The organism is Streptomyces sp. NPDC004647 (assembly GCF_040609575.1).
In the GTDB taxonomy this organism is placed as follows: Bacteria; Actinomycetota; Actinomycetes; order Streptomycetales; family Streptomycetaceae; genus Streptomyces.
On sequence record NZ_JBEXKU010000002.1, the window covers coordinates 213,903 to 224,909 of the forward strand.

The 11,007-nt window shown below is 68.4% G+C and carries 16 protein-coding genes; 3 read left to right on the top strand and 13 right to left on the bottom strand.

The window, feature by feature from the left end; translation table 11 throughout:
- Nucleotides 1-6: 6 nt before the first annotated feature.
- Nucleotides 7-903 carry a YihY/virulence factor BrkB family protein gene (locus ABZW18_RS01770; RefSeq protein ID WP_356180554.1) on the top strand — a complete coding sequence of 299 codons (897 nt, stop codon included), beginning with the start codon at nucleotides 7-9 and terminating at the stop codon, nucleotides 901-903.
- Between the two features lie 201 nt (nucleotides 904-1,104).
- Here the strand turns inward: ABZW18_RS01770 and ABZW18_RS01775 are convergent, their stop codons facing one another.
- The 12 genes from ABZW18_RS01775 to ABZW18_RS01830 all read right to left on the bottom strand — a co-directional run bounded on the left by ABZW18_RS01775 (nucleotide 1,105) and on the right by ABZW18_RS01830 (nucleotide 8,358).
- Entirely contained in the window at nucleotides 1,105-1,557 is a 453-nt protein-coding gene (locus tag ABZW18_RS01775; protein WP_356180556.1) for a hypothetical protein, read from the bottom strand.
- 44 nt (nucleotides 1,558-1,601) lie between these two features.
- Entirely contained in the window at nucleotides 1,602-1,988 is a 387-nt protein-coding gene (locus ABZW18_RS01780; protein ID WP_356180558.1) for a gas vesicle protein K, read from the bottom strand.
- A 51-nt stretch (nucleotides 1,989-2,039) separates the two neighbouring features.
- A complete protein-coding gene (locus tag ABZW18_RS01785; RefSeq protein ID WP_356180560.1) occupies nucleotides 2,040-2,252 on the bottom strand; it encodes a gas vesicle protein in 213 nt (70 codons plus the stop codon).
- Entirely contained in the window at nucleotides 2,242-3,078 is an 837-nt protein-coding gene (locus ABZW18_RS01790; protein ID WP_356180563.1) for a GvpL/GvpF family gas vesicle protein, read from the bottom strand. The genes ABZW18_RS01785 and ABZW18_RS01790 overlap by 11 nt, the downstream gene beginning before the upstream one ends.
- Before the next feature lie 7 nt (nucleotides 3,079-3,085).
- The gene (locus ABZW18_RS01795) at nucleotides 3,086-3,460 is read right to left on the bottom strand and encodes a gas vesicle protein (RefSeq protein ID WP_356180620.1); all 375 of its coding nucleotides are present in this window, start codon (nucleotides 3,458-3,460) and stop codon (nucleotides 3,086-3,088) included.
- A 54-nt stretch (nucleotides 3,461-3,514) separates the two neighbouring features.
- Nucleotides 3,515-4,705: an SRPBCC family protein gene (locus tag ABZW18_RS01800; RefSeq protein WP_356180565.1), complete on the bottom strand. Its 1,191-nt coding sequence runs from the start codon at nucleotides 4,703-4,705 to the stop codon at nucleotides 3,515-3,517.
- Nucleotides 4,698-5,336 (bottom strand): hypothetical protein, encoded by a 639-nt coding sequence (locus ABZW18_RS01805; RefSeq protein ID WP_356180569.1) that lies wholly within the window; start codon nucleotides 5,334-5,336, stop codon nucleotides 4,698-4,700. The genes ABZW18_RS01800 and ABZW18_RS01805 overlap by 8 nt, the downstream gene beginning before the upstream one ends.
- Before the next feature lie 57 nt (nucleotides 5,337-5,393).
- Nucleotides 5,394-5,651, bottom strand: coding sequence for a gas vesicle protein GvpG (locus ABZW18_RS01810; protein WP_356180572.1), 258 nt, complete (start codon nucleotides 5,649-5,651; stop codon nucleotides 5,394-5,396).
- A gap of 17 nt (nucleotides 5,652-5,668) precedes the next feature.
- On the bottom strand, nucleotides 5,669-6,382 hold the full coding sequence (locus ABZW18_RS01815; protein WP_356180575.1) for a GvpL/GvpF family gas vesicle protein: 714 nt from the start codon (nucleotides 6,380-6,382) through the stop codon (nucleotides 5,669-5,671).
- A gap of 3 nt (nucleotides 6,383-6,385) precedes the next feature.
- The gene (locus tag ABZW18_RS01820) at nucleotides 6,386-6,835 is read right to left on the bottom strand and encodes a gas vesicle structural protein GvpA (RefSeq protein ID WP_356180577.1); all 450 of its coding nucleotides are present in this window, start codon (nucleotides 6,833-6,835) and stop codon (nucleotides 6,386-6,388) included.
- 48 nt (nucleotides 6,836-6,883) lie between these two features.
- Nucleotides 6,884-7,195 carry a gas vesicle protein gene (locus ABZW18_RS01825; RefSeq protein WP_356180580.1) on the bottom strand — a complete coding sequence of 104 codons (312 nt, stop codon included), beginning with the start codon at nucleotides 7,193-7,195 and terminating at the stop codon, nucleotides 6,884-6,886.
- A gap of 284 nt (nucleotides 7,196-7,479) precedes the next feature.
- Nucleotides 7,480-8,358, bottom strand: coding sequence for an RNA polymerase sigma factor SigF (locus tag ABZW18_RS01830; protein ID WP_356180583.1), 879 nt, complete (start codon nucleotides 8,356-8,358; stop codon nucleotides 7,480-7,482).
- Nucleotides 8,359-8,590: 232 nt separating this feature from the next.
- Here ABZW18_RS01830 and ABZW18_RS01835 point away from each other — a divergent pair, with 232 nt between their 5' ends.
- Nucleotides 8,591-8,761, top strand: coding sequence for a hydrophobic protein (locus tag ABZW18_RS01835; protein ID WP_356180586.1), 171 nt, complete (start codon nucleotides 8,591-8,593; stop codon nucleotides 8,759-8,761).
- A 413-nt stretch (nucleotides 8,762-9,174) separates the two neighbouring features.
- On the opposite strand, the gene ABZW18_RS01840 is transcribed toward ABZW18_RS01835, so the two are convergent.
- Nucleotides 9,175-10,143: a hypothetical protein gene (locus tag ABZW18_RS01840; protein WP_356180589.1), complete on the bottom strand. Its 969-nt coding sequence runs from the start codon at nucleotides 10,141-10,143 to the stop codon at nucleotides 9,175-9,177.
- A 233-nt stretch (nucleotides 10,144-10,376) separates the two neighbouring features.
- On the opposite strand from ABZW18_RS01840, the gene ABZW18_RS01845 reads away from it, so the two are divergent.
- Complete coding sequence (locus ABZW18_RS01845) at nucleotides 10,377-10,952, top strand: TerD family protein (protein ID WP_356180592.1); 576 nt, start codon at nucleotides 10,377-10,379, stop codon at nucleotides 10,950-10,952.
- The last annotated feature ends 55 nt before the right edge of the window (nucleotides 10,953-11,007 follow it).

Genomic DNA, 11,007 nt, shown 5'->3' on the forward strand with positions numbered 1-11,007 from the left:
CGCGGCGTGGCCGGTGAGCGGACGGCACCCGCGGCAGAAGCGACGCCCCGGACCCGCCCGAACGGCCTGCCCAGCTCCAAGGACTGCGCGACCGCGCTGCGCAGGACCCCGGTCTCCGTATGGAACGAGGATGTGACCGACTGGGCTGCCGCACTGACCTACTACTCGGTGCTCGCGATCTTCCCGACCCTGCTCGTCACGGTCTCGTTGATCGGCATCGCAGGCTCCGCAGCCGTCCAGCACCTCATCAGCCAGGTGAGCGCTGTCGTACCTCCCGAATCGCGCACGGTCATCGTGCACACGCTGGAAGGGATGGCCGACCAGGGCTCCGCCGTATGGCTGCTGGCCGTCCTCGGCACGGCCGGCGCGCTGTGGTCCGCGTCCAGCTATCTCGCCGTGTTCCGGCGCGCCCTGCACGCCATGCACGGTGTCGAGGATCACCGGCCGGTGTGGCGGACGGTGCCGAGGATCGTGCTCACCGCCCTGGTACTGCTGGCGCTGCTCATCTCCAGCGCGCTTGTCCTGATGCTCACCGGGGAGCTGGCCCGCACCCTGGGCTCGGGTGTCGGCGTGAACAGCGCTGCTGTCACGGCCTGGGACGCCCTGAAGTGGCCCTTCCTGCTGGGCCTGGCCGCCGTGCTCGTCCTGGTGCTGTTCCGCACCGGCCCGGCCGAGACCCGCGGCGTGCGGAACAGGTCTCCGGGTGGTGCGCTGGCCGTCGTCCTGTGGCTCATGGCGTCCATGGGCTTCGCCCTCTACGCCTCGAACGCCGGTACCTACAACCGTCTGTACGGATCACTCGCCGGGGTCATCGTCTTCCTGGTGTGGCTGTGGGTGTCCAACCTCGCCCTCCTCACCGGCGCCCAGTTCAACGCCGAACTGGCCAAGCTCCGCCGGGAGTGACCCCGCGAGCGCCGGCACCGGGCAGAACAGGTGCCGGGACGCCGCAGGCGCCGACCGGGACACAACGAGATGCGCCGGGACGGCTCAGGGTGCCGGCCGCAACAGAACCAGATGCCGGGACAGAGCCGGTGCCGGGACAGAACAGACGCCCGGCAGAGCACCCGCCGGTGGAGGCCGGATTCCGCCCCCGCCGGCCCGGGCTCAAGAGCCCAGACGCCCACCGGTCAGGCGCGCGAGCGGGCCGCGGCGACGCTGGGCGCGCTGCCGGGCGAAAACCACCGTGGCACCCACGAGAGCGACACCTGCGCCACCGGCGGCGGCCAGCGCCTTACGGGCCCTGATCAGCGCCCAGGTGGTGCCGGCCGCAACGGCGGCCTTCTTGGGAGCCGCGGCCACGGTCCGGCCGGTGGCCTGCGCGGTTCCCGCGGCGGCATGCGCGGTCCGCTTGACGGCCGCACCGGCGGCGCTCGCCGCCGAGGAGGTCTCGTCCGCGACCTTCGCGGCGCCGTTCTGCGCGCTCGTCTTCACGGTCCCCGTCGCCTTGGCCGCCCCGTTCTCCGTGTCCTTGGCGGAGTCCTTCATCCTGTCGGCGGCGGCCTTTCCATTGGCCCTTGTCTTGCTTCCAGTGGCGTTCGAAGTCTTCTTCTCAGTCATGGTATTCGCCTTGCCGCTCGGAAATTCAGCAAACCCGGTCACCGTCAGGGCTGGGGAAGCAGCGAGCCCAGAGGGCCCAGATCGAGGTTCAGATCCTCGAGTTTCAAGCCGTGGGTGTCGCACAACTCGGCCATCCGGTCCTGAAGGGTCATCAGCGTCAGGCCGATGCGTTCTTCCTGCTCCGCTGTCAGATCCTCCTGGTCGACACGGTGCAGGGCGGTTCGTTCCATCAGCTGCCGCAGCAGCTCGACAATGGTCAGCACGAGCTTCATGAGGTCACGCTCGACCGTGTCCGGGTCGGTCTTCAGGCGTTGCGCGACGCCGGTTCCGCCACCGCGGTCGTCCGGTCCCGCCGGCAGCAGGTCGAACGCCCTGGCCGCCGCCTGGGCGACTTCCTCCAGACGCGCCCGACCCTCAGGGGCACTAGTCATAGAACGTCGCTCCTCTCCCTTTATCCAGCCCGGTCTCGTCGGCGGTCGTCGTCACCAGGGCGCCGGGCTGTCGGGGCCCACCGAGCGGATCACCGCACGCAGATTGATGTGCACCAGGTCCACATCGGCCACCGACAGCACCAAGTCGCCGGTGAGCACAGCGCCGCCGGTGAGAAGCCGGTCCAACAGATCGATGAGGGCCACCTGCCGCCCGATCGGCGCGGGTTCACTCTCGAACCCGGAAAAGGAGAGGTCACTGCTCATGGCTGCCCCGCCCCGCTCCGGCGGGCTGTGTCGGAGTCGCGAAGGAGTACGGGGCCCACGGGCCGGTCACCTCGACGCGTACACCGGGCAGATCCCGGCACGCCTCCTCGACGGCCGCCCGGAACTCATCGGTGTCCGGGAGCGGCACGAGATACGCCTCGTTGGCGACGTTCTCGCCTGCACCGTGGGCGAGTTCACCCTGCTGAGGACGGTGTGCCATCCGGTCAGTGGCGAGCGATGCCGCCACGGCGGAGATCCGCGCCGCCGCCTCACCCGCGGCGCGGTAGGCGTTCCTCTGCGTGCTCTGCTGCGCCCTGCGCCGCTGGAGGTAGGCCCGGCCGGGGCTCGCGGGAGCGTCCGGCGGGGAGGGTTCCGGAGCCGGCGGCGGGCCGGAGTCCGGGTCCGCGTACACCTTGACGCCCCACTCCACATGGCCCTCGAGGCGGCCGAGAAGCGCGCCGAACTCGTCCCGTGACTCCTCGAGCATCCAGGCCACCCGCTCGTCGTCGAGGTAGACGGTGGCCAGCCGCAGGGGAAGGACGGTCATGTGCCCGGCAAGAGCCTCGACCACCGCGTGGTGGGAGCGAGCGATCTCCTCCAGTTTGGAGAGGTCCTCCAACTGGGCCTTGAGGCCTGCCTCGTCGAAGTCCGCGGCCGGCACGCTGCACGCGACGGCGGACAGCTCACCGGAGCCGACCGTACGCACCGGCGCGCCGGACAGTCCGGACAGCCGGGCTGCCGCGGCCTCGAGCTCCGGGCCCGCGCGGCCGACGGCATACACATAGCTCAGGTGACCGGGACCGGTTGCGGGTGTGAACTGGGTCATCGGCGCATCAGCTCCCGCGCTCCTCTTCGGCGGCTCGCAGCTGGGCGATCTCCGCTCGCAGTCGATCGTTCTCCTCGGCCAGGGACGGCCGCTGACCGCGGTCGCCTGCCACCTGCCGAGGCTCGGGACGGGCCCGGGAGGAGAGCGACGGATCGTGCTCCCACCAGTCGATGCCCATCTCCTTCGCCTTGTCGACGGAGGCCACCAGCAGCCGCAGCTTGATGGTCAGCAGCTCTATGTCGAGCAGGTTGATCTGGATGTCGCCGGCAATGACCACACCCTTGTCGAGAACCCGCTCCAGGATGTCGGCGAGATTCGCCGACGAGCCTCCCTGGCCTCCCTGGCCGTACGGAGCCATGCCCCGGGCCGGGGGCGGCCCCATACGGCCTGCCACCGAATCGGACACGATGAGATCAGCCTCGTTTCTGGAACAGGGTCATCGCCGGGCCGAGGCGGTGCGCCGCGGACGTCCGGCCTTCGTCTCGTCCTCGTCCGGCTCGTCCTCGTCCGGCTCGTCGGCGTACCGGTCGGCGTCCTCTTCCACGCCGGCCTCCTCGTACGCCTCCTCCGGCGCGTCCTCGAGCTCTTCTTCGTCCTCGTGGAGGTCCTCGGGCTCGTCCTCCAGTTCCTCGTCCTGTGCCTCGTCCCGTTCCTCGTAGGTGTCCCCCGGCTCGTCCCCGGGGTCTTCGCCCTCGTCGTCGTGGGAACCGCCTTCGGCACCCTCGAGCTGGTCGGAGCCTTCCGCGCCGTCTTCGCCCTCGTCGTGCGAGCGCTCGTCGCGCTCCTCTTCCTCCAGGGCGCTCTCGTGGTCCACGACGACCTCGCCGTCCTGGATCTCGCCCCGCCAGCCGTCGGTGACTTCGCCACGCATCATGATGAATTTGCGGTAGAGCTTGAGGTCCAGCCGGGCTCGACGGCCCTGGGCGCGCCAGATGTTTCCGGTCTTCTCGAAGAGGCCCTTCGGGAAGTACTCCAGAACCAGCAGCACCCGGGTGAGGTTGTCGCCGAGCGAATGGAAGGTGACGACGCCCTTGACGGTGCCCTTGGCCCCTTCGGTGGTCCAGGTGATCCGCTCGTCGGGGACCTGTTCGGTGACGTTCGCCTTCCAACTGCGCGTGGACTTGGCGACCTTCACCTTCCAGTTGCTGGTGGTGTCGTCGGCCTTCTCGACGCTGACGACGCCCTTGCCGAAGGTGCTGAATTCCTGGAACTGGGTCCACTGGTCGTAGGCCTCCCGGACGGGCACGCCGACATCGATGTCCTCGACGATCGAGACACTCTTCGACTTCCCACCGCCACTCTTGCCTCTGCCCTTGCCGAACACGCCCTTGACCTTGTCCTTTATGGTTTCCTTCAGCTGCGAGGTGCCGGCCTTCACCGCGGCCTGGCCCGGTGACTTCCCCTCCGCCAGCGCCTGGCCTCCCTTGGCGAGGCTGCCCATCAGCCCGCCCGGTCCCCCTTGCCGGGGGTCGCCGAGTTTGCTCACGGTCTCGCCGAGCTTGTGGCCGATCCCCGATACGGCGTGCTCAGCACGGGCCTGGAGGTAGTTCTGCAGTTCCTCCTTGAGGCGGTCGGTGGCCGGGTTGTGCGCGATCTCGTCCTTCACCTTGCCCAACGCGTTACTCATTGCGGCTCCCACGAGTCCTGGAGGCCTTCTTGGCGGCGCCGGACGTGGTCTTGCGCGCAGTCCCGGCCGCCTTCCGGCCACCGCTGGAAGCCGTCTTACGAGCGGTGGAGGACGAGGCGGTCTTACGCGGCCGGGAAGGCGCCTCCTTGCGGCGGGGCCTCTCCTGCCGCTCGCCGTCGTCTCGCGCCTCGTCGTCCCGGACGGCCTCGTCGGGCTCGGACTCATAGGAGTGCTCGGCCCGGTCGTCCTCGCGACCGTTCGCGCCGTCGTCCGCCCGGTCCTCCTCGAGGTCGTCACCGCGGTCATCGGCACGACCGTCGTCCCGAGTTCTGCCGCCGCCCTCCTTCAGCTCGAGGGTCCGATCGCTGAGCGAGTCCGCGAGGGAGTTCGCCCGGTTGGTCAGCGCCGCGGTGGCAGCGGACTTCGTGGCGCCCACCAGCTCCTTGCGCACCTGGTCGCTCAGTCCGCTGAGCACCGGGGAGTTGGCGAGCATCTTGCCCAGCTGCTGCGGGTCCAGACTGAGTTTCTTGCCGGCCAGGAACATGCCCAGGCCGATGGCGACTTTCGCCTTCTTCGTGCGCCCGAGGAAATAACCCCCCACGAGCGCCACACCTAGTTTGCCGTTGGTCATCATCTGTATCTCTCCTTTTTCTCTCCGGCCCGTCCCACGGACGCCGCCGGGAGGGCGTCAGGAGCGAGCCTGCAACTGCCGCTGATACGCCTCCAGCCATTCCAGGCGGTCCAGCAGTTCGTCCTCGCGCCGGTCGAACTCCGCCTCGTCGATGCGCCCTTCGACCAGCGCCGTCTCCAGCTCCCGCAACTCCTGCTTCACGGGTGCGGGGTCGTAGTACTCGCGCTCCGCGGTGAGAACGACCTGGTCCAGCGCCCAGCCGACACCGCGCAGCGGTGCCAGCGGGAAGGTCAGGATCTGCGTGATCAGGCCCATGGTGCTGCCCTCTTCGGTCAGACGAAGCTGTACGGGGGGAGCGGGCCGTGCAGCTGAAGGTCGTAGCCGGTGCCGCGCCGCTCCGCCTCGTCCTGTACCACCTGGGTGAACGCGTTGGCCTTCTTCCGCTCCACCAGGAAGGAGACGTTGAGGAAGTGCTCCTTGGTCGGCTGGCCCGCGACATGGCGGACCGCGGCCGGGGCCACGGTGTTCACGACCTCCTGCCCCGCGCTGTCGTGACGCAGCTGGATTTCGTGGGCGATCAGCTCACCCAGGGCCACTTTGTCGTCGTGGGAGCCCGGGTCCTGGAGGGTGAGGTCGTTCAGCCGTCGCACCTCGTCGGACTCCTTGACGATCTCGCGCAGCAGGTCTTCCTCGTCGCGCGCGACCTTGAGGTTGTACTCGACACACCCCTCGATCTGCTGGAGCCCCTCGGTGTACCCGTCGGTGTTGTCGTCCAGGGCGGTCACAACAGCCTGGTCGTCCGGCGCGACCAGACCGAACCGCATGGGAAGGGCGGAGCCGTCCTCCAGGAGCCGTTCCAGGACCGACTGGTGTGCGATCAGATCACGCCGTTTGGCCCGCAGCTCGATGGGGGCATCGCTCACCACGGCCTTGAGGGAACGGGCATTCAGCGTGCGCAGGGTTCCGGCCGGTTCGCCGACCCCTTCGAGACCGTCCAGCCGGAGGGGGTGGTCGCCAGCGGTAATCGCGTAGATGTAGACGGTCATGAATTACTCCTCTTCCTGCTTGCGACGGGCCGGACGCCGACTGCTGGAGGACGACGTGGACTTCGGGCGGCGTTCCTCCTGCTCCTCCGTGTCGGAGCCGCTGCCCTTCTGGAAGGACTCGCTGAACGCCTCGACGGCACCGCTCAGCGCTCCTTTCGACTTCCCTTTGGCACCGTTCTCGGTCAGCTCTCCGGCGAGCTCGGTGAGCTTGGTGGGTGCCTTGTCGCCCGCCTCGAGGTCAAGCCGGTTGCACGCCTCGGCGAAACGCAGATACGTATCGACGCTGGCTATGACGACACGCACATCGATCTTGAGTATTTCGATGCCGACCAGGGACACCCGGACGAAGGCGTCGATGACGATGCCGCGGTCCAGGATGAGTTCCAGGACGTCGTAGAGACTTCCTTTGTTCCTGCCGCCGGCGGAACCGGACTGCTGCTGCATGACTGTCATGTGCTGCTCTTCCCTTCGATGATCGCGATCAGGGGCTGCGGGGCCCCGTCAACGGCGTTCTTCCCGGTCGATCTGGCCCCGGGCGTACCGGTGCGTCCGTTCATATCCGAGCAGTTGTCCCTCGGAGTCGAGAGTCACCCGGTAGGTCGCCATCACACTCGACGTATCGGGGATGCGCTCGATCTCCATGACCTCGACATCCGCGATCCAACCGTCGTCCGACGCCTTGAGAGTGGACACCGAGTCCGGGGCCTTCCCCAGAAGCTCTGACAGTTGCTCGGCTGCTTTTCGCATGGCAACAGGTGCCGAGGGGCGCTCGCTCTTCTCGCCTCCGTTGTCCCTGCTCTCGGTCGTTGCCATAGGGAGACTTCCCTCCGGGGGTCGGTCGGAATGGATACGCCGATATCTCTCGGCTCGACTCCGCCTGCCCTGACCCCCTGGGCGTATGCCCCAACTTTCATGATCTTTGGCAAATCCATGGCCACACGGCAACACCGGGCGGGCGGGGCTTGGTTGATATTTCACCGACGGCTGTTTCCGCGTTCGTGCTGCGCCCGAAAATGGGCGGGCGGAACCGGCGGACGTATCACGTCGGATGTCGTCGATTTCGTCCGCGGGCTCCGCCCGGGTACGGCAAGCGGTGCCTAGTCCTGCTTGAGCATCTGACCGCGGAGCTTGGTCAGGGTGCGGGTGAGGAGCCGGGAGACGTGCATCTGTGAGATGCCGAGTTCCGTGCCGATCTCCGACTGGGTCATCTCGCTGCCGAAGCGCATCTGCAGGATGCGCTTGTCGCGGTCGTCCAGGTTTTGGACCAGGGGCTTCAGGGCGTGCAGGTCCTCCACGATCTCCAGGGCCGGGTCGACGTCGCCGATCCGGTCGGCCAGCGTGGGGTCACTGCCGCCGGCGTCCTCGCCGACCTGGATGTCCAGTGAGCCCGCCACGTAACCGTTGCTGGCCATCCGGCCCTCGATGACGTCCTCGGCCGTCATGCCCATGTGCTCGGCGAGTTCGTTCGTCGTCGGTGAGCGGCCCAGGTCGGTCGAGAGATGTTCGGTGGCCTTGGCCAGTTCCAGGCGGAGTTCCTGGAGCCGGCGGGGAACGTGGACGGCCCAGCTGGTGTCGCGGAAGAAGCGCTTGATCTCGCCCACGATGTAGGGGATGGCGAAGGTGGTGAACTCCACCTCGCGGCTCAGGTCGAACCGGTCGATGGCCTTGATCAGGCCTATCGTGCCCACCTGGACGATGTCCTCCATCGGCTCCGCACGGTTGCGGAACCGGGACGCGGCGAACTTGACCAGCGACAAATTCAGTTCGATCAGCGTGTTACGGGCGTACTGGTACTCGTGCGTCCCCTCCTCCAGCACCGTCAGACGATCGAAGAAGAGCTTCGACAGCGCCCGCGCGTCCTTCGGAGCGACCCGACCCGGATCTTCCACCGACGGAAGATCGGAGAAGGAAGCAGAGCCCGCCACCGCTTCTGACTGCCCGGCCCGATCAGATCCCTTCTCGGCCGTGCTGTACATGACGCCCTCCCTAGCGCTCTTTGCTGCGGTTCTGCTGCGCCTACCCCGGCAAAACGGTCCCACACACGAGTACCTGCTCCCCACTGAAGCCAAGGGAACTCCTCGCCCAGCAGGGCGGCTTCGGACAGAGATCCACCGTCGGCGGCCCCGGGAGCGGGTGAGAGGGCAATACGGATTACACGGGGTTGGGAATCCGGTGCCGGGGCACACGGCTGCTCGGAGGTTGATAACTATGGTTCCCCTGCTACTCGTCCTGCTTCTCGCACTGGTTCTCTTCGGGGCCGGTTTCGCACTCAAGGCCCTGTGGTGGATCGCCGTCATTGTGCTTGTCGTGTGGCTGCTGGGATTTGTCCTGCGGCCCGGCGCCGTCGGCGGCAAACGGAGTCGCTGGTATCGCTGGTAATCAACGCACCAGCTCTATTTGAAGGGTGGGGCCGACCGGTAATGGACCGGTTCGGCCCCACCCTTCATGGCGTATTCATGAACGGAGTCTCTGCGGCAACAGTCCTCCCGGTCTCCATGAATTGAGCAGGAGCTATCGCCCCATGGAACGTTGATACAAGCCCTGCGCATCGGGTGAGGAAAAGATCGCTTCGCCACCACGGCAATTGAGCGGTGCCGTGTCGTCCGGCTCCGGGGGCAGCAGTGCCAAGCGGCACCACCCCCGCCCCGGCCGACACCGCCCTGACCGCTCGCCCCCGCCCCGGCCGCTGCCCACCCCCGGCGAGGACGGCAGGCCGTCGGATTCGCGGGATACGGGGATACGGGGGATACGGGGGCAGGGGGCGCGACCGTACAGGCATGGGGGCGTCGCCGTCACCGCCGTTCGCTGCGGCGACCGCCGCGTGGCGGTCTCTCGTTCTGCATCTCCTCGACCCGCGCCGCTGCCTTCTCGGCCCGCTCGCGGTCCCGATCGGACGTCTGCCGGGCCCGCAGGGCAGGTCCACGGGCGACGCGTTCGGCCTTCCTCGCCGCGGACAGCGCCTCCTTCGCCTGACGCAGCCCCTCGGTCAGCTCCTCCACCTGCTCCTCGGCAAGCCGACGCTGACGCTCCGCGTCGGTCAGAACGTGCTGAGCGGCGGTGGCCTCCTGTTCGCTGTCCTGGGAGGCCCGCTCCAGCTCCTCGGCTTCCTGCCGGGCCAGGTCCAGTCGTTCGCGCCGTTCGCGTTCCGCGCGGGCCCGTTCCCTGTTGTGCTCGGCCAGGTCCGTCACCCGGGCAGGCCGCCGGCCGGGGCCCTCCCGGTCGGCGCCGGACCGGGGCGGCGCAGGCCTGCGGGAGGACGCCTTCGAGGGGCGCAGCGGGTGGACGGTCGCGCTCTGCGGCGGGCCGAAGCCGGCGGGCGGGGTGAGAGTTTTGGCCATACGGCCGGTGGCGAGCTCGTCGGCGGCGTCGGGATCGGCCAGAGCCGCCTGCACGGTGGCCTCGACTTCGCGCAGGGCACTCTCGGCCGCCGGGCGCCCGGCTTCGATGGTGAGCTGCTTGGCCTGCTGGGACAGAGCCGCGACCAGACGGCGCTGCTGATGGGCCAGGTCGCGGAGCTGCCGGCCGTCCAGCTCCCGGTGCGCACGGCGCAGCTGATCCCCGAGGGCGAGCAGTGCGGTGATCCGGTCGCGGTCGCTGCGGACGAGCAGATTGACGGCCCAGGCCGCCAGGGTCGGACGGCGCAGAGCGCGGATCTTCGCCGCGTCCCCGCGCGGTGCGGATTTCGCGGCCCGGTCACGTGCCGCGACGAAATCCTCCGGCGGCAGCGCGTACAGCTCGTCGGCGATATCCTCCCAACCCATATCGCAATATTTACACTCTTCTCCCCGGCCCGCGGTCGGGCAGCGGCCGAACGACGTCGCAGGTCGTACGCCTTGAGCGCAGGCGGGCGACCGTCCGGACCGGCAGGTGACGGCCCGCTTCCCCGGGGAATCACCCGACTGCCGGGGAACCGTTTACGGCCCGCACCCGTTGCCCATTCGGGCAAAGGAATCGTCAAGGGTGTGGCCCGCGCCGGATTGAGCAGGGGATTTCCATGGGTGTCAGCCTCTCCAAGGGTGGCAACGTCTCACTGAGCAAGGAGGCCCCGGGCCTGACCGCGGTCACCGTCGGGCTGGGCTGGGACGTCCGCACCACCACGGGCACCGACTTCGACCTCGACGCCAGCGCTCTGCTGGTCAACAACAGCGGCAAGGTCCCGTCCGACCAGCACTTCGTGTTCTTCAACAACCTCAAGAGCCCCGAGGGCTCCGTCGAGCACACCGGTGACAACCTCACCGGTGAGGGCGAGGGTGACGACGAGCAGATCAAGGTCAGCCTCTCGACCGTACCGGCCGATGTCGACAAGATCATCTTCCCGGTGTCGATCCACGAGGCCGAGAGCCGCAGCCAGAGCTTCGGCCAGGTCCGCAACGCCTTCATCCGCGTGGTGAACCAGGCCGACAGCAACGAGCTGGCGCGCTACGACCTCAGCGAGGACGCCTCGACCGAGACCGCCATGGTCTTCGGCGAGCTGTACCGCAACGGCGCGGAGTGGAAGTTCCGTGCCGTCGGCCAGGGGTACGCCTCAGGCCTGCGCGGGATCGCCCAGGACTTCGGCGTCGGCGTCTGACAGAAAAACCGGAGGATGCAGCGGGGCGGGCTGTTCGTCGGCCGACGAACAGCCC

Coding starts and splice junctions, on each gene's coding strand:
- ABZW18_RS01815 (WP_356180575.1), bottom strand. CDS start 6,382: ATGACCGTCTACATCTACGCGATTACCGCTGGCGACCACCCCCTCCGG.
- ABZW18_RS01830 (WP_356180583.1), bottom strand. CDS start 8,358: ATGTACAGCACGGCCGAGAAGGGATCTGATCGGGCCGGGCAGTCAGAA.
- ABZW18_RS01805 (WP_356180569.1), bottom strand. CDS start 5,336: ATGACCAACGGCAAACTAGGTGTGGCGCTCGTGGGGGGTTATTTCCTC.
- ABZW18_RS01845 (WP_356180592.1), top strand. CDS start 10,377: ATGGGTGTCAGCCTCTCCAAGGGTGGCAACGTCTCACTGAGCAAGGAG.
- ABZW18_RS01820 (WP_356180577.1), bottom strand. CDS start 6,835: ATGACAGTCATGCAGCAGCAGTCCGGTTCCGCCGGCGGCAGGAACAAA.
- ABZW18_RS01790 (WP_356180563.1), bottom strand. CDS start 3,078: ATGACCCAGTTCACACCCGCAACCGGTCCCGGTCACCTGAGCTATGTG.
- ABZW18_RS01775 (WP_356180556.1), bottom strand. CDS start 1,557: ATGACTGAGAAGAAGACTTCGAACGCCACTGGAAGCAAGACAAGGGCC.
- ABZW18_RS01795 (WP_356180620.1), bottom strand. CDS start 3,460: ATGGGGCCGCCCCCGGCCCGGGGCATGGCTCCGTACGGCCAGGGAGGC.
- ABZW18_RS01785 (WP_356180560.1), bottom strand. CDS start 2,252: ATGAGCAGTGACCTCTCCTTTTCCGGGTTCGAGAGTGAACCCGCGCCG.
- ABZW18_RS01840 (WP_356180589.1), bottom strand. CDS start 10,143: ATGGGTTGGGAGGATATCGCCGACGAGCTGTACGCGCTGCCGCCGGAG.
- ABZW18_RS01810 (WP_356180572.1), bottom strand. CDS start 5,651: ATGGGCCTGATCACGCAGATCCTGACCTTCCCGCTGGCACCGCTGCGC.
- ABZW18_RS01825 (WP_356180580.1), bottom strand. CDS start 7,195: ATGGCAACGACCGAGAGCAGGGACAACGGAGGCGAGAAGAGCGAGCGC.
- ABZW18_RS01780 (WP_356180558.1), bottom strand. CDS start 1,988: ATGACTAGTGCCCCTGAGGGTCGGGCGCGTCTGGAGGAAGTCGCCCAG.
- ABZW18_RS01800 (WP_356180565.1), bottom strand. CDS start 4,705: ATGAGTAACGCGTTGGGCAAGGTGAAGGACGAGATCGCGCACAACCCG.
- ABZW18_RS01835 (WP_356180586.1), top strand. CDS start 8,591: ATGGTTCCCCTGCTACTCGTCCTGCTTCTCGCACTGGTTCTCTTCGGG.